The sequence below is a fragment of the Citrobacter sp. wls613 genome, from assembly GCF_005281195.1.
Taxonomy (GTDB): domain Bacteria; phylum Pseudomonadota; class Gammaproteobacteria; order Enterobacterales; family Enterobacteriaceae; genus Citrobacter; species Citrobacter gillenii.
This window is the reverse complement of the sequence record NZ_SZXN01000090.1, coordinates 151,037-167,655: the sequence shown is the minus strand read 5'-3', so window position 1 is coordinate 167,655 and position 16,619 is coordinate 151,037. Positions and strand designations below refer to the sequence as shown.

Genomic DNA, 16,619 nt, shown 5'->3' with positions numbered 1-16,619 from the left:
CAGGCATCAAACAAGTGAAGAAGCCCATCCTGACAGATGGGCTTTTTGCGTCTGTTGTATGTGAAAGCAGATGGATAGCCGCGTCAGCGCCTTATCTGCCCAGCAAAACCTCTCTTCTGTCCGCGTAAAATGTCCTTTATCCTGCCCGTAAACGACAAAGCATTCTTCTTTAATTATAAAATCTAACTGCCCATTAATTTATGGGGGGGTAGCAGCGACGGTTGCGGGTAATTGATAAGGAGATGGCTTGGGATTGGCTGAAAGGCCTTGGGAAATAAAATAGCAAAAAACCAGCCCGTAGGCTGCTTCTTCTAAAGAGTGGTGCTGGACTCGGAATCGAACCAAGGATTCGTTTCTGCAATAACGAAATCACCGAATAACAGTAAGTTACCTTTACGCTTCGATTCCGAATGTACCACTAGTTTGTACCATTAATCAATCGTTGTATCAGATACAATTATTGATAACGTGGTCCGCCAGTTTGTCATGTTCAGCATCCATTTTGTCCATCAAATCGACTTGGTTTGGCGCCCACTGCCCGCGGACCAAGACTTGTCTGGTAGGACGTACACTTTGGAGATACTTAAGCGGTACGCTTTGGATGATGCTGTCCGGTGCCATAACGTTCAGATCCTCTACTTTTGCTACAGGGTCTGGGGTTACAAAAGCTGGTACTGCATTGTAAGACTTTATAGTTCCTAAACTCGGGATTAGTGAGTTTTGGACTGCTGCACTAATTACGTTTCTGTGTGCAAGATCGGCCCCTACTTCTGTCGCGACCAATGCCCCTTGTTTTTTTCTCATATCAAATCCGTTGAAAACCCACCCGGCAAATTTTGGCTGGCCTTTTGTGGATAAAACGGCATCATGAGTATTACTTGCGAGGTATCGTGCCACCCCTTGTTGCCAGTCAGTAGCAAATTTTGGCAGCATTTCGCCAATCAAACCAATGCAGTAGGCTGAGAACATATCTGCTGTGCACGGAACAATGAAGTAATCGGAGCAGTACAAGGCAGAGCGAACTAACGTGTTGAATGAAGGTGGAAGGTCAATCAATACGTAATCGTAATCAATCCCGGTAGCTTGTGACGCAGCCTCAGAAATCAAATGAGGCATCAGGAAACGATAAATGCTTGTACCAGCGATTAAGTCTGTACCAACGTTGAGCGTATCTGAAAGGTTGTTAAGCCAGAAGTCACCCGCAACGATGTCTAGGTGACCGGCCTGCTGAGGCATTCGATGTTTCGGATGATTAATGATTACTTCTGGCGGCCTGTTTTGTTGAATATATGGTTGGCCAAAAGCCCTGATGGTTTGTCCAAAAGGCTTTTTGGCATTAGTTTGTAACAGTCTGGCAAAGTTTGTATCACCTAGCGTAGCAATTGAAAGGTTGCACTGAGGATCGAAATCGATCAGTAAAACGGATTTACCCTTGGCTGCTAAAGCAACGCTTAGGTTCCAAGTCAGAGTTGTTTTTCCTACTCCGCCTTTGTTATTAAAAAGAGATAAAGTAACCATAACTTACTGTTGCCCCTGATTTTATCGTTTAGCGGAGTACTTTAGCATAAGCATTTCTCGGAATGGGGGCATAAAAAGGAGATATCACATTTCTCATGCCTAGATCACGATAATTGATACTAGTCTCTTAGTATTTTGCTAGTTTGCTCTCTAGGCTGATTGAATGAAGTTAATTCTATGAAATTATTAATAATATTTCGCCTTCCTCTTTGACATTCTGTTGCAAACAAAGAGGAAGGGAATTTAGCTATTATTCAGTGAATTACATCACTTTGCAGGAATACTCACCGCTCCCGCCGCTTATCATTTTGAGCGTGAATTTTTTATCAGCTGTGTAGTCAACGTTAAATGCAATGCCCAGACTGGAGAATGTCAGGCTGTTCACGCCCTCATTATCCTCAGCCCCCATGAAGAACTTAGCCCTTCGCGTTCCGTTTGGGGTAGACAAGTCGGCCCAACCAACTTGTTCCTGTTGCTTGAGCGTGATGTCCACAGTGGTGTTGTTTTCGCATGAGAGCTTTACATATACGTTGTCGGCGGCTGTTGCTGTGGTGGAGATGCTTGCGAGCAGTATGGCGATTAAGCCGATTGTTTTTCTCATTAGATAAATCCTTTTGATTGCTGTTTAGTTGTCAGATTGATTACGCACAATCCGGTAAATGCTGGTGATGCCGATCCCTAACTGGCGGGATATTTCGGGTTTGCTCAATCCTTGGCCTAGCATCTCGATAACTTCCTGAGATTTGCTGCGAGCCGTAGCCTTTCTGCCTTTGTACTTTCCTTTGAGTTTCGCCAGTGCTATTCCCTCGGCCTGACGCTCCAGCATCATTTCACGTTCGAATGTAGCAATAGCCCCAATCATGGTCAGCATGAGCTTTCCGGTTGGTGTGGCCGTATTGATGCCAATGTTGAGAATATTCAACGCCACGCCTTTACCTTGAAGGTATTCCGATATCTCCAACAAATGGCGGGTGTTGCGTGCGAGACGGTCCAGTTTCGTTACCTGTACTGTGTCACCTTCACGAACAAATTCGAGCATTGCCTGTAGCTCTGGGCGGTCATCTTTCGCCCCACTGATTTTTTCCCTGAATATCTTCTCGCAACCGGCCAAGGCTTCGAGCTGTGTATCCAGACTTTGCCCGGTGGTGGACACGCGGGCGTAGCCGACTGTTGCCATGCGGACTCCTTACCCTGCCAATAGACCATGCTACGATGCAAAGACCTGCCAAAACGCCAAAACAACCCTGTGGCATGGCCTTAACGGGCATTCCATCGTTGTGTCAGCGGCAGATCTTTAGGGCATGGGCTATTGGTATGGGTCTAGCGGTAGTAGGGGATTAGAGGAAATCTTCTTCTGAGGCGTAGCCTGCTGCCATTCCCCGGAAGAAGACTGTTGCAAAGGTCGTCAGGGCCATTATCAGGGCTTCAACAAGCAAGGATTTCCAGTTCATAGCCAGCCTCTTTCTGCGAATGAAACTGTTTGACCACCGCCCACGACGATGTGATCTACCAGTCGGACTTCGATTAGCTCCATAACTTTCTGAATATTGAGCGTTATCGCTTTATCCTGAACGGATGGCTCGGCGTTGCCAGATGGGTGATTATGGGAACAGATAACAGCTGCGGCGTTGAGCTTAAGCGCCTGCCGGGCAATCTCGCGGGGATAGACTGGTGTTGTCGCTATGCTGCCGTGGAACATTTCCTGATAGTTCAGGACGTGATTCCGGTTGTCGAGGAATATCACGCTGAACACTTCCTGCTCCCGGTCGCCAAGCTGTAAAGCCAGATAGCTCGCGGTGTCCTGCGGTGATGCCAGTGTGTCGGTACGGTAGAGCCGTTGAGTGAGGATTTCGCGGGCCTGATTAATGATTTCATCATGCATGATTCAGCCTCCTGTGGTGATCTGCATATTTCTTGTACCTGTGGAGCGGGGAATCTTGGAAAGGCGGCTTGGACGAGCGGCTTTGGATGCCTGCCAGACGATCTATACGGGCCCGTGAGCTGCGTTTAGGAGTGATTCATGCCCTTAAGTGCAGAAAGGTCGGGAGAGGCCTACAGGGCGTCTGGTGGCTTCTGACGTGAAAAGAACTTTTGGGGGAGTGGAGGCAGCAAAATCATTAAGCTGTCGCTCAGTTCGATGTATGGATATGACGGAAACTTTGCACTTTTGGGAAATGCGAGTTTGTATTGATAGCTTAAGGATAATTATCTGTAGGATGCTATGAGTAAGATGAATTTGAGTAATAAAAAATGATAAAACCCTATAAACCTATATAAGTGTCTTGGGGTTAGGTTACAAAGGTTACAACGTTTGGGCAGGGGGAAAAGCCTAATCCCTTAGGCTTTTGATGTAACTTTTAAGCAACTTTTCTGTTTATATGCCGTATGACCTCAATTTTGCACGCTGGAAGCATCTGTCACGGCATATATCAAAGGGGATCTCCAGCCTGTCTAGCAGTTTACCCATTTCACTGAGGGGCTGCTTTGGACTTTTCAGCAGGAAACTGCATTCGTTATGGGCCGCGTCATAGGCCTTTTGGGCCGACTTGCTACTTATCTTTAACGTTGATTTAGAAAGGCTGATACAGGCCATTCGCAGGCAGTGAGCATAGCAATCCTCAATACTGACGAAGCGCTTTAGTTGGCGGACAGCCTCCAGCCATACTTCCATCTCTTCGTGTCTGACCCTGATTAGCTTTACGTCGGGTAGATTTTTCCGCAGCCACCGATCCCGCCGTTTATCATTGAGCTGATAACGCGTCGTCCGGTGGGCTTCCTCGTCAAATTCAATAATGAACTGGCGTTTAGCGGTTTTTCCTTTTGCCATATCGGTGTACCACTGCTCGGTGAGGAAGAAATCCACCCGATAACGGTCAATTTGCTTTTGCTGTATAAGCTCATAGTGGACGAAATGCGGCTGTTCCTTTAGTTCGACTATCAAATCGCGTAATTTGACAGCAAATTGCCCCTCAAGACGGCTTTCACCGGGCCTCACTGGCAGTGTCAGACCTGATTTTTGCTCAATCGCATCAATGAGAGGCACGTTCTGGCTGGGATGAACGCTGTAAGTCAGCATTGCAAGGGCATCTCCAGCGGAAAGCCAGCCGTTTTTGTCGGGAATTTCACCATCAATAAGGCCGGATGTGCAGCACGACAGGACATCCTCGGGAGCCTTGAGCAATCTGGCATGTGTCCGCTGTACCCATTGAGTAAATCTGGCTGCCTGAGGCGTCACTTTCCGCAAGAAAGCAACAGAAATTTGGGGGCCCCCGTCTACGGTCCGCCAGTCTGAGTCAGGAATTCTTAACATATTGATAATCTCCAGTTAGTTACTGTGCCTTATACCGCTGAAAGTCAGTTTTCCAGCCGCTTTAGCTCCAGTCTGGGGATCCTCTCAATGAGCACCCGGCTTGTTTCAATCAGATAGCTGCCATAACGCCGTGGAACGGAGCCGGGAACATGTCCGAGAATGTTGTTCTGCGTGTCTTCGCGGACGTCCAGAGCACGGCATTGCGTAATGAAATAGTGTCGGAAGCTGTGGGAGGGTTTAACTTCCTTACGGATGCCGTGCTTACGGATCAACCGGCCCCACCAGCGGCCATAGTTGTAGGCGTATTTATCGTTAACGACAGATTTCTCAGCAAAGAGCTGGCCTTCTCTGGTATTGACGAAATCCATAAAACCCAGCTCCATTATATGGCTGTGTATCGGGACGTAACGCACGGAGCCAGCCGTTTTGACTGATTGCTCTTTCCCCATCTGGATTTTGAAGCAGGGAACACCGAAAGCATCCACGATATCGGCCCTGCGTAGCTGTCCGATTTCCTCAACGCGAGCACCGGTATAGTAAAGGATTATCGGCATCCAGTAGGCCATTTCACCATAGAGAGATTGCTCCCCGTGGAACAGTGGTAGCCGGAACATCACCCTGATTTCGTCGTCGGTGAACGGGATATCCTCATTGATCGTCTGCACTTTTTTACGCATTTTGAAACTATCGAAGGGATGTTCATCCACGAGATCGTCTTGGAGTGCAACAGTGAACATGGCCGAGAGATGCATGAAGTTGTTTCGCACGGTGTTGGCGCTGAGTTTCTTGCCCTGAGCTTTGGCCTGATTCTCCAGCGACAGCAAGTTGACGGCCTTACTGCGGTTAGCCGGGGTCAGCTCCAGGAGCGTACGGAACGCCGCGAGGTCACTCTTCGAGATGTCCCGGATGGGTTTATCACCGATGAATTTGATGAATCGGTTAGCCGATGGTGTGTAATCCCGTATACGTGACTCAGCTCTGTCCTTGTCGGTTAGCCGGATATGTGCTTTGTAATGCTCGAAAAGACTGGCGAAAGTCATGCTTTTCTTTTGTTGCGTGGCGTTGATGGCGGTGTAGACAGGTAGTTCATCAATAATATACATTTCTGCCGTACTGAGCCTGTACTCCGCCAGACGCCATGCGAGCTTTTGTCTCCATGCGGGCGTCAGTACTGCTGGCGTCCACCGAAGAGCCTCTTCGAGTTCAGGCTGCATAAGTTGGGTGACAAGCTGCAAATCTGCCTCGTCTGCCTGCTCTCCCTTACGCAGACATTCGCTTAATTGCACGTTATCTGCGGTCAGGCCATAACCATAATCGTATTGCCGTACATAACGTGCTTTGATGGTTTCTGGCTGCTGGAGGATTCTGGTCATCCATACCGAAGCGATCACCTCTGTATCGTCCTGCGTTACGGAGCGCTCTGCTTTGGCGTTCTGGATGATAGAGTTGATTTCTGCCAGAGCGGCAGGGGCTTTGAGCTTGGCTTGTCCGAGGTCTTTCGTCTTAAGGGAAAGCTTTAGTTCACCTTTGCCAATAGTTGGACGTAGCTCCTGTGGAACCGCTTTACGGATGTAATAGGTGCCATTTCGGTCTTTGGTAGGCTTTATCATAATGCCCATTTTGTACCACCTTTCTGTACCACCGGGAAGCGGGGCCGGAGGAAATTAAAAAGAGGTAACTACCGATAAACCAACAAGTTGTTGACTCAGAAAGCAAAAACCCCCGCCGAAGCGAGGGTTATAAATGAGTGGTGCCCGGACTCGGAATCGAACCAAGGACACGGGGATTTTCAATCCCCTGCTCTACCGACTGAGCTATCCGGGCAACGGGGCGCATTAAACCGCATTCACGCCTGGCAGTCAATCAAATATCGTGAAAAGCTGTTCAACCGCTTAATATTACGGCAGTCTGTACGTTTATGCCTGACGTTTGCACAAATCTTCCAGACAGGTGTGATTTAACCAGGCAATGCTGGCAGCGAGAGGAGGGCAGTATGGCAAACGACTGGCTTGAACTACGACAGCATGCCGATACCGGTATTGAGACTATTAAGGCGCACTTTGAAGGCCATGCCTTTGACCCGCACTGGCATGACAGCTATCTGGTGGGGATCACCCTTTCCGGTACCCAGCAGTTTCACTGTCGCCGGGAGCGTCATCACAGCCAGCCGGGTGATGCGTTTCTGCTAGAACCGGGTGAAATCCATGATGGTGATGCCCCGGTTGCAGGCGGTTTTACCTATCTGACCTTTTACCTTGATGAACAGTGGCTGACCCACACGTTACATGGGTTGTACGAGGCTACTCCGGGTAGCTATTCACTGCACTTTAACCAAACGCTGACCCGTGAGCCGCATCTGGTTCGGGCGATTGGTGAGACATTTGGTTCACTGCATACCGATGAAATGCGTATCGTGCAGCAAAGCAATATGGATAATTTGTTGACTCAGCTCACGGCACATTGTCGGTGGCGTAAGCGTCTGCCATCACAAATACAGGGTTGTGCAATGGCGCATCGAGCGCGGGACTATATGCATGCGCATATGGGCGACAATATCGGCCTTTCCGATCTGGCACGGGAGACAGGGACAGACCGCTTTACCCTGACCCGCAGTTTCAAGCGAGAATTCCATATGGCACCGCATGCCTGGCTTATCCAGTTGCGGCTGGCAAAAGCACGTCAGCTCCTGGCGCGAGGGGAACAGCCCGTCGCTGTGGCGACAACGCTGGGCTTTGCCGATCAAAGTCATCTTGGGCGCTGGTTCCAGCGGGCGTACAGGATTACGCCTGCACATTACCGTAAGTTGTGCACAAACCTTCCAGACGTTTCCAATAAATAACGGCACAGTCAGGACTCCAATAATAAGGAGTCACCTGTGAATATTATGCCGTACTTGCTGTTTGCTTTTGTTGCTTCGATAACGCCAGGCCCCACCAATATTCTTGTGTTGACCAGCAGTCAGCATTATGGCGTGAGAGCCACACTGCCTGCGCTTGTCAGCGGCTGTGTGGCCGCCAGCGCCATTGTGCTGATATCTGGAGCCGGTGCAGGTGAACTGCTGCGCCAGTATCCGCTGGTACGCCAGGTGATGAGCTGGGCGGGTGTACTGTGGCTGACATGGATGAGCTGGCAGCTGTTTTGTGCTCCGGCAACGAATATTGCTGGGCAAACACGCCATCGCTTTACTGCCAAAGCAGCGGCACTGTTGCAGATTATCAATCCCAAAACGTGGATGATGGCGCTGGCGGTGGTGAGTCTGTTTGCCCCTACGGGTGAGCATATGCTGCGGGATGTCGCGCTAATGGCGCTGTGGTTCTTACTGATATCTGTGGCGTGCTTGTTGTGCTGGGCGTGGCTGGGTAAGGCGGTAAACAGGGTGTTTCGCACCACCACGGCGATGGTGCGTTTTCAACGGGTGATGGCGCTGTGTCTGCTTATCTCCGCATGGGCGGGGATGTTTGCTTAGGTCAGCGCACCGCCCATACGACATTGAGCGAAGCGCAGGATGTCTTCCGCCAGCCGGTGTGCCGTTTCCACGTCGGCCTGGCTACGATTGACCAGCATGCGGCTCAGGCAACCTTCAAGCACCAGTTCCATCTGTTTGGCGACCATCGCCGGGTCGTCAACTTCCAGCGTCGTCAGCAGTTCATGGGTAAAATCATGGGCCGCCTTTTTTTGTTGATCCGCAAGTTGATGGATAGGGTGGCCAGGGTCAGGGTAGAAGGTACAGGCGGCGATGAACAGGCAGCCGGGGTAACGATTGTTGCTCACGCATTCGGCCAGGGCGTTATAGCGAGCCAGTAACTTCTGCTCAGCGCTCAGGGTGTCATCAAGCATAAGCTGACGCCGCCAGATATCTACCCGCTGGCTAAGGTACCGCAGGGCATCGTACAAGATGGCCTCTTTATCGGGCCAGAAGCGCTGCAGCTCATCAAGCGGATAATCAATATGGTCGGCCACCATTTCCAGCGTGGTATTGGCTATCCCTTGCACCTCAAGTAATTTCAGGGCTTCTCCCAGGACATCTTCACGTTGCACGGTATTCTCCTCCGTTTTCCTTTTGCAAGTGTCGCTCACGGTTGGCGATCGTGCAAATGTGCGCTAAATGTTGCGGCATCCATAAAGCCTGTTACCCGCGCGTTTGGCTGCTCTTTACCCTGAGCATCAAAAAACAAAATGGTTGGCAGCCCTAAAACCTGCAGATGCTTCAGCAGTGCGACATCCTGGGCATTATTTGCCGTGACGTCCGCCTGCAGTAATACCGTGTTGCTTAATGCCTGTTGAACCAGCGGATCGCTGAAGGTGTATTTCTCAAATTCTTTGCAGGCTACGCACCAGTCGGCATACAGATCCAGCATCACCGGCTTACCTTTTGCCTCTGCCAGCGCCTGATTTAACGCATCGACCGTCGCGATGGGTTTGAAGTTCAGATGTGCCTGCGTTTGTGCATGCGGCGTACCGTATGCCCAGTCCTGCAAGGGACGTACGCTCACCAGAGCGGCGGCGAGCAGGGCTATTTGCACAAGGCGCATCCATGGGCGTTTGGCTTGCAGACTGGTAATGAAGGCCCAGCTAAAGAACGCGACGCCGAGTAACGACCACAAGCGGATCCCCCACTCGTCACCGATAATACGTTCCAGTAAAAATACGGGAAGCGCCAGGATGACAAAACCAAAGGCGGTTTTGACATGCTCCATCCACGGGCCGCTTTTCGGTAGCAGACGGTTACCAAAGACGGTAATGAGCATCAGGGGCAGTCCCATTCCCAGCGCGTACAGATACAGCGTGCCACCGCCTAGCCACATGTTTCCACTCTGAGCGATATACAGCAGAATTGCGCTCAGTGGAGCGGTGGTGCAAGGCGAACAGATCAGACCGGCAATCGCCCCCATTGTAAATACGCTGCCGGGAGAGCCACCTTGCTGACGGTTACTCATTAACGTGAGGCGTGTTTGCAGTGATGAAGGCAGCTGTAGCGTGAACAGGCCAAACATCGATAAAGCCAGCAGCGTAAAGGCGATAGCAAGGCCAACCAGGACATAAGGATGCTGTAGCGCCGCCTGGAATTGTAACCCCGCAGCGGCAACCACCAGACCCAGAGCGGTGTAGGTGAGCGCCATTCCCTGGACATAGATAAAGGTCAGCAGCAGTGCGCGTCCGGTTGATAAGCGCTGTTTTCCACCTAGAACGATACCGGAAATCAGCGGGTACATCGGCAGGACGCAAGGTGTAAAGGCAATGCCAATCCCGATCAGCAGTGCCCACAATGCGGAGAACGGCAGTTGGGTCGTGGGTTGTGGTTGTTCTTCTGGCGATACCGTTGCTGAAGAGGTCGTCGGTGGTGCTTCTGCACTGGCCGCCACTTCACGTAACGGCACGGTTTTTGTCTCAGGCGGATAACAGAACCCGGCGTCGGCACAGCCCTGGTAGGTAACCGTTAGCGTCGCACCCGCAGCAGCCTGCTTGACGGTGACAGGGATAGTCAACTGCTGACGATAAATTTCACTTTTGCCGTAAAACTCATCTTCATGCCAGACCCCGGGCGGCAATTTTACCTCGGCAGTCTCGGCCTGAGATGGGGTTATGCTTATCTGTTTACGATAAAGATAATAGCCGTCTTTGACCTGCCAGGAGAGGTTCAGATCGTGTTGGTTTTGCTGAAAATCGAACACAAATGCCTGGTCGGCCGGGACAAACTGCGAGCGACCTGGTGCGTCAAATAAGCCAGCAAAAGTTGATGTGCTGCAGAGCAGCAGGATCAGCGTAAGGATGCGTTGAGCCATGAGCGGTAATCAAAATCTCCGTGAGTGACGGGTAAAACCAGAAGTTCAGGTGTTTGGTACGGGTGATGTGACTTCAGGCAATCGAGAAGTGCTTGCTGGTGTGAAACTGCGGTTTTTAAGATCATCTGGACTTCATATTCCTGCTCCAGCTTGCCTTCCCAATAATAGAGGGAGGTAGCGCCGGGCAGCAGTGTGACGCAGGCGGCCAGTTTTTCCGCCAGCACTTTAGCGGCCAGATCCTGAGCGGTTGCTTCATCCGGGGCGGTACAGAGCACGACAACGGTATCGGGGATGGAGATATCCTGATTCTTTACATCAAGCATAAACACCTCGAAAGCACAGAGTAACCAGCAAGAGAGGAGTCACTATACAACGGACGGAAGAAGGATGTTAGTCAAAGCGAGACGGGAGAGAGGAACTGCAGGGCGCACAGGCGCCCTGCAGGTAAAACTTACAGCATGAAGCTGCCCAGCAGGAAGCCGAAGCAGACAGCCAGTACCACACCCAGCGTACCCGGGATGAAGAACGGATGGTTAAAGACGAATTTACCGATGCGGGTTGTCCCGGTGTCATCCATCTGAACCGCCGCAACCAGCGTTGGGTAAGTTGGCAGAATGAACAGGCCAGAAACAGCCGCGAAGGATGCGACAGCGGTCAACGGAGAAACGTTCAGTGCCAGAGCCATCGGCATCAGAGCTTTTGCCGTTGCTGCCTGAGAGTACAGCAGTGCAGAAGCAAAGAAGAAGATGACAGCCAGCAGCCACGGATGACCCTGAATGACGCTACCTGCAGTCTCTTTGATCCAGTCAATGTTATGAGAGACGAAAGTATCACCCAGCCATGCAACGCCCAGGATACAAATACAGGCGCTCATACCGGCTTTGAAGGTGCTGGAGTTCAGGATAGAGTCCGTTTCAACGCGGCAGATGATCGTGGTCAGCGTCGCGATGCTCAGCATGATGATCAAGATGGCGTTGGTGGTGTTCATCAGCGGTTTAGCGACCAGACCGAGGCTTGGGCTGTTGATAATGGCGTAAGCCACCACGCAAACTACGCCCAGCAGGAACAACCATACGGAGGTTTTTGCGCCCGCTTTGATTTCAACTTGTCTTTCACCGCGCAGTTCGACCAGGCCTTCTTCCAGACGTTTACGGTAAACCGGATCGTCAGACAGCTTGGAGTTGAACAGCATAGTGACCAGGAAGGACATCACCAGTACCGCCAGCAGCGTGGACGGAATGACCACGGACAGCAGGTGGATGTAGCTGATGCCATGACCTTCCATGACGGAAGACATGTACACCACAGCTGCGGAGATTGGCGACGCAGTAATCGCAATCTGTGCAGAAACCACTGCAGTAGACAGCGGACGGCAAGGTTTGATGCCTTGTTCCTTCGCTACTTCAGCGATAACCGGCAGCGTTGCCAGAGAGATGTTGCCTGTACCTGCAAAGATGGTCAGGAAATAGGTCACAATCGGTGCAAGGATCGTGATGTATTTTGGGTTCTTACGCAGCAGTTTTTCAGTTTGGTGAACCAAATAGTCCAGACCACCTGCAATCTGCATAGCAGAAATGGCAGCGATGACCGCCATGATAATGGAAATAACATCGAACGGAATGTTACCCGGTTTTACGCCAATAGCGGCGAGAACCAGAACACCCAGCCCACCTGCAAATCCAATACCGATACCCCCAAGTCTGGCACCTAAAAAGATTGCCAGCAAAACGATGATAAGTTCTAAAACTATCATATTAGCCTTCCTTGTTGTTTAACAAGTTGATATTAAATTGTTGTTTTTAAGTAACTTCGTGCAAGAAAAAAGGCACGTCATCTGACGTGCCTTCTCTGGTACTACCCTACACGATTACTGTTCGCTTTCATCAGTATAACGTTTTGCTTTATAAGCAGGGTGCATCAGGTTCTGAGCAGAGAAGATATCGTCCAGCTCAGCTTCGGTCAGCAGGCCACGTTCAAGGACAACTTCACGCACGCTCTTACCGGTTTCGGCACAGATTTTACCGACGATATCGCCGTTGTGGTGACCGATGAACGGGTTCAGATAGGTCACGATACCGATAGAGTTATACACGAATGCTTCACACACTTCTTTGTTAGCCGTAATGCCGCTAACGCATTTTTCCAGCAGGTTATAGCAAGCGTTGCTCAGGATGTGGATAGATTCAAACATCGCCTGGCCAATAACCGGTTCCATAACGTTCAACTGCAGCTGACCTGCTTCAGACGCCATGGTGACGGTGATGTCGTTACCGATGACTTTAAAGCACACCTGGTTGACGACTTCCGGGATAACCGGGTTTACTTTTGCTGGCATGATGGAAGAGCCCGCCTGCAGTTCCGGCAGGTTGATCTCGTTCAGGCCGGCACGTGGGCCAGAGGAGAGCAAACGCAGGTCGTTACAGATTTTGGACATCTTAACAGCCAGACGTTTCAGTGCGCTGTGCACCATAACGTATGCGCCACAGTCGGACGTTGCTTCAATCAGGTCTTCAGCTGGAACACAGGCAAAACCAGTCACTTCAGCCAGTTTCTGTACAGCCAGCGGAGAGTACTCTTTCGGGGTGTTCAGACCTGTACCGATTGCGGTTGCGCCGAGGTTAACTTCCAGCAGCAGCTCAGCAGTACGGCCAATGTTCTTCACTTCTTCTTTCAACAGAACGCTGAAAGCACGGAATTCCTGACCGAGAGTCATCGGTACAGCATCCTGCAGCTGGGTACGACCCATTTTCAGGATGTCCTGGAATTCAACAGCTTTTTGTTCGAAGCCTTCACGCAGTTGGTTAAGGGCATCAATCAGTTTGATGATGGATGCGTAAACAGCGATACGGAAGCCGGTCGGATAAGCGTCGTTGGTAGACTGACATTTGTTCACGTGGTCGTTCGGATTCAGGTACTGATATTCACCTTTCTGGTGACCCATCAGTTCCAGACCGATATTGGCCAGCACTTCGTTGGTGTTCATGTTGACGGAGGTACCCGCACCACCCTGGTAAACATCTACCGGGAACTGATCCATGCATTTTCCGTTATTCAGAACTTCATCACATGCTGCGATGATGGCATTTGCCACACTCTTAGGAATGGTTTGCAGCTCTTTGTTGGCCAGGGCCGCTGCCTTTTTCACCATTACCATACCGCGAACAAATTCAGGGATATCGCTGATTTTGTTGTTGCTAATGTAGAAGTTTTCAATCGCTCTCAGAGTATGAACACCGTAGTAGGCGTCCGCTGGAACTTCCCTGGTACCCAACAAGTCTTCTTCGATACGAATGTTGTTTAACATGTGAACCTTCTTTTTCAAGCTGCCAATGATTTTTTACTAAACACACAGGATATATGTGATTTCGATTGTTTCTCGACCGACGATTATCCCCTGCATCGGTCTGATACCCGAGATCATATGCTGGTTCAGGATTTCTACCGTAATCTGGATCACTTAAAACGCGGAAATTACCCCTTAATTATTATTCTGTGAAATGGATCACCCCTTTAGGATTAATACCAAAAATAAGTGTAGAACCCGCTTGAAATTTTGCTAATTCCCCCCACATCTTTCCGATGCGAGTCACATAACCATTCGGACAGACGTGGCGAAAACGGCTGTTATTTACAGGAGAGTCCTTTGCGCTGGATACCATTACTTGCCATTTTTCTCTATGTTTACATAGAGATATCTATTTTCATTCAGGTTGCCCATGTTATGGGTGTTCTGATGACGCTGATTTTGGTCATTTTTACCTCGGTTATCGGTATGTCTCTGGTTCGTAACCAAGGGTTTAAGAACTTTTTGTTGATGCAACAAAAAATGGCGGCGGGTGAAAGTCCTGCTGAAGAAATGATCAAGAGCGTGTCGCTGATTATTGCTGGTTTGCTGCTGGTGCTGCCGGGCTTCTTCACAGATTTCCTTGGTCTTCTTCTTTTATTACCTCCGGTGCAGAAGCATCTGACCATGAAGCTGCTGCCGCACCTGCGCTTTTCTCGTATGCCGGGGGGCGGCTTTAGTGCAGGAACTGGTGGGGGCGAGACCTTTGACGGCGAGTTCCAGCGTAAAGATGATGAGCGCAACCGCCTTGATCATAAAGACGACGACCGTCGGGATTGATGACGTTGTAGGCCGGATACGCCGTGTGAGCGGCATCATCCGGCAACGAGGCTTTACTTGCCGGATTGCGGTGTAACGGCCTTATCCGGCCTGCGGGGTAAAAACAACCACAGTCCTGCCAGCATAACCAGTGCATACAGACTCTTCCAGCCAACCATTGCCAGCAGCAACAGACACAACAGACAGCCAATCACCGCCAGCGCACGATAATGTCCTTTTAGCAGTCGGCACCCTGCCAGCATGCACAGCAGATAAATCATAATAAAGATGCCGTTGGCATAGATGATTAATGCATCAAGGTTGATTTGCAGTATATAGATGCACAATGTGCTGACCACGCAGCAAGCTAACACCGCGTTCAAAGCATTGCGCGGAAGATGGCGAGGGGACAAGCGAGCCAGGTAACTCTCCGGCTTATATTGCGCTTGCGACCACACCAGGCGGGAGAAACTCTGAATATAAATGTTCAGGCTGGCAAAGCAGGCCAGATAACCAATGATGCAGGCTACCCACAGAGCTTGTACGCCAAACAGTTGCACGACAATATTAGGTAGCGATGCTGCCGCAGCCATTTGCTCACCATAGGCGCCAAAATGTAGTACCACGACCGTACATGCCCAGTAGACTGAACCGGCCAGTAGCAGGCCGATCATCAGTGCACGGGGAAAGTCTCGCTCCGGTTTTTTGAACTCCGAGGCCAGGTGTGCGAATGCTTCAAGACCAACAAAACACCAGAACATCACCGACAGCGCCGCGAATAGCCCAGGCAGTTCAATATCGGTAATGGTAGGAAAGGGGATTTCGCCGGGTTTAAGTTCACCCGCCCACCAGATGCCAACGATCAGGGCAACAATCAGCCCGGCGATAACCGTTTGCAGGTTTGCACTGGAGCTGGCACCGCGGGAACCCACATACCAAACCAACGCCAGCGTACCGAGTTCTGCCAACAAAAGCTGCCAGCCATGCCAGCCAAACATGGCTTGACCGAATCCGGCGGCAATGTGCAATGCCGCTGGCAGCCCGACCGGAATCACCGATAAAAACAGCCAGCCGGTAACACGCTCCAGGTGAGAGCCAAAGGCCATGGCGACAAAATGTGCCACACCGCCGGCGCTGGGGTAATGGCGACCGAGCACGGCAAAGACAATCGCTACGGGGAAGACTAGAAGAATGAGGACCGGCCAGGCCCACAGGCTATTGTTACCCGCCACCAGGGCAGCCAATGCGGGAACAGCAAAAACGCCTGTCCCTAACAATGATGTCGACAACAGGCCAATGCCCTGAGCCAGCCCCAGCTCTTGCTTCAGTCCACTCATAAATTGTTATCCGATTATGCCCGTTAAATAGGCTACAGCGCAGATTTTCGATGGTATCACAATCGGATTTGCTTATGACGACGTGACTGAAATCGGTATTAAATGTGAGGTGTGTCGGTGTTTTGGCGGGATTTTCTCCTGATAAAAAAAATTTTTCGCTTGCCCCCTTGAAGGGAGAAAACCCCATCCCCATCTCTCTGGTCACTAGCCGGTAAACCGTTCACGGGCCGGCGCCACCCATAACTGATAAAGACTTTCTCAAAGGAGAGCTATCAATGAGTATTCGTCCGTTACATGATCGTGTGATCGTCAAACGTAAAGAAGTTGAATCCAAATCTGCTGGCGGCATCGTACTGACCGGTTCCGCAGCGGGTAAATCAACTCGTGGCGAAATCATCGCTGTCGGTAAGGGTCGCATCCTGGACAACGGTACCGTACAGCCGCTGGACGTGAAAGTTGGCGATATCGTCATTTTCAACGATGGCTACGGTGTTAAATCTGAGAAGATCGACAATGAAGAAGTGTTGATCATGTCTGAAAGTGACATCCTGGCGATTGTTGAAGCTTAA

The 16,619-nt window shown here is 50.6% G+C and carries 16 protein-coding genes and 1 tRNA gene; 4 read left to right on the top strand and 13 right to left on the bottom strand.

What is annotated here, in order from left to right:
- Positions 1 to 447 precede the first annotated feature (447 nt).
- From FDX01_RS22945 to FDX01_RS22915, 7 genes are all read right to left on the bottom strand, one after another.
- Positions 448 to 1,518, bottom strand: a complete 1,071-nt coding sequence (locus tag FDX01_RS22945) for a ParA family protein (protein WP_137400515.1) — start codon at positions 1,516 to 1,518, stop codon at positions 448 to 450.
- 262 nt (positions 1,519 to 1,780) lie between these two features.
- A complete protein-coding gene (locus FDX01_RS22940; RefSeq protein WP_137400514.1) occupies positions 1,781 to 2,119 on the bottom strand; it encodes a hypothetical protein in 339 nt (112 codons plus the stop codon).
- A gap of 24 nt (positions 2,120 to 2,143) precedes the next feature.
- Complete coding sequence (locus tag FDX01_RS22935; protein WP_137400513.1) at positions 2,144 to 2,695, bottom strand: recombinase family protein; 552 nt, start codon at positions 2,693 to 2,695, stop codon at positions 2,144 to 2,146.
- Between the two features lie 270 nt (positions 2,696 to 2,965).
- Positions 2,966 to 3,400, bottom strand: coding sequence for a DNA repair protein RadC (gene radC, locus FDX01_RS22930; protein WP_023326532.1), 435 nt, complete (start codon positions 3,398 to 3,400; stop codon positions 2,966 to 2,968).
- 492 nt (positions 3,401 to 3,892) lie between these two features.
- Positions 3,893 to 4,828, bottom strand: a complete 936-nt coding sequence (locus FDX01_RS22925) for a hypothetical protein (protein WP_137400512.1) — start codon at positions 4,826 to 4,828, stop codon at positions 3,893 to 3,895.
- Between the two features lie 44 nt (positions 4,829 to 4,872).
- Positions 4,873 to 6,447 (bottom strand): site-specific integrase, encoded by a 1,575-nt coding sequence (locus tag FDX01_RS22920; protein WP_137400511.1) that lies wholly within the window; start codon positions 6,445 to 6,447, stop codon positions 4,873 to 4,875.
- Positions 6,448 to 6,576: 129 nt separating this feature from the next.
- Positions 6,577 to 6,652: transfer RNA gene (locus FDX01_RS22915), tRNA-Phe, on the bottom strand.
- Positions 6,653 to 6,821: 169 nt separating this feature from the next.
- Here FDX01_RS22915 and FDX01_RS22910 point away from each other — a divergent pair.
- Together FDX01_RS22910 and FDX01_RS22905 are read left to right on the top strand one after the other, a co-directional pair.
- Positions 6,822 to 7,667 carry an AraC family transcriptional regulator gene (locus FDX01_RS22910; protein WP_137400510.1) on the top strand — a complete coding sequence of 282 codons (846 nt, stop codon included), beginning with the start codon at positions 6,822 to 6,824 and terminating at the stop codon, positions 7,665 to 7,667.
- A 36-nt stretch (positions 7,668 to 7,703) separates the two neighbouring features.
- Positions 7,704 to 8,294, top strand: coding sequence for a LysE family translocator (locus tag FDX01_RS22905; protein ID WP_115259639.1), 591 nt, complete (start codon positions 7,704 to 7,706; stop codon positions 8,292 to 8,294).
- On the opposite strand, the gene FDX01_RS22900 is transcribed toward FDX01_RS22905, so the two are convergent.
- The 5 genes from FDX01_RS22900 to aspA form a co-directional block, all read right to left on the bottom strand.
- Positions 8,291 to 8,866, bottom strand: a complete 576-nt coding sequence (locus tag FDX01_RS22900) for a transcriptional regulator (RefSeq protein ID WP_137400509.1) — start codon at positions 8,864 to 8,866, stop codon at positions 8,291 to 8,293. The two genes, FDX01_RS22905 and FDX01_RS22900, sit on opposite strands and share 4 nt — an antisense overlap.
- A 35-nt stretch (positions 8,867 to 8,901) precedes the next feature.
- Positions 8,902 to 10,611, bottom strand: a complete 1,710-nt coding sequence (locus tag FDX01_RS22895) for a protein-disulfide reductase DsbD (protein ID WP_115259637.1) — start codon at positions 10,609 to 10,611, stop codon at positions 8,902 to 8,904.
- Positions 10,587 to 10,934: a divalent cation tolerance protein CutA gene (gene cutA, locus FDX01_RS22890; protein WP_096758613.1), complete on the bottom strand. Its 348-nt coding sequence runs from the start codon at positions 10,932 to 10,934 to the stop codon at positions 10,587 to 10,589. The genes FDX01_RS22895 and cutA overlap by 25 nt, the downstream gene beginning before the upstream one ends.
- Positions 10,935 to 11,062: 128 nt before the next feature.
- A complete protein-coding gene (dcuA, locus tag FDX01_RS22885) occupies positions 11,063 to 12,364 on the bottom strand; it encodes an anaerobic C4-dicarboxylate transporter DcuA (RefSeq protein WP_096758612.1) in 1,302 nt (433 codons plus the stop codon).
- Between the two features lie 114 nt (positions 12,365 to 12,478).
- On the bottom strand, positions 12,479 to 13,915 hold the full coding sequence (gene aspA / locus FDX01_RS22880) for an aspartate ammonia-lyase (protein ID WP_096758611.1): 1,437 nt from the start codon (positions 13,913 to 13,915) through the stop codon (positions 12,479 to 12,481).
- Between the two features lie 339 nt (positions 13,916 to 14,254).
- On the opposite strand from aspA, the gene FDX01_RS22875 reads away from it, so the two are divergent.
- On the top strand, positions 14,255 to 14,734 hold the full coding sequence (locus tag FDX01_RS22875; RefSeq protein ID WP_115259635.1) for an FxsA family protein: 480 nt from the start codon (positions 14,255 to 14,257) through the stop codon (positions 14,732 to 14,734).
- 53 nt (positions 14,735 to 14,787) lie between these two features.
- Here FDX01_RS22875 and yjeH read toward each other — a convergent pair whose 3' ends face one another.
- Positions 14,788 to 16,050 carry an L-methionine/branched-chain amino acid transporter gene (gene yjeH / locus FDX01_RS22870; protein WP_137400508.1) on the bottom strand — a complete coding sequence of 421 codons (1,263 nt, stop codon included), beginning with the start codon at positions 16,048 to 16,050 and terminating at the stop codon, positions 14,788 to 14,790.
- 275 nt (positions 16,051 to 16,325) lie between these two features.
- On the opposite strand from yjeH, the gene FDX01_RS22865 reads away from it, so the two are divergent.
- Positions 16,326 to 16,619 carry a co-chaperone GroES gene (locus FDX01_RS22865; protein ID WP_000027827.1) on the top strand — a complete coding sequence of 98 codons (294 nt, stop codon included), beginning with the start codon at positions 16,326 to 16,328 and terminating at the stop codon, positions 16,617 to 16,619.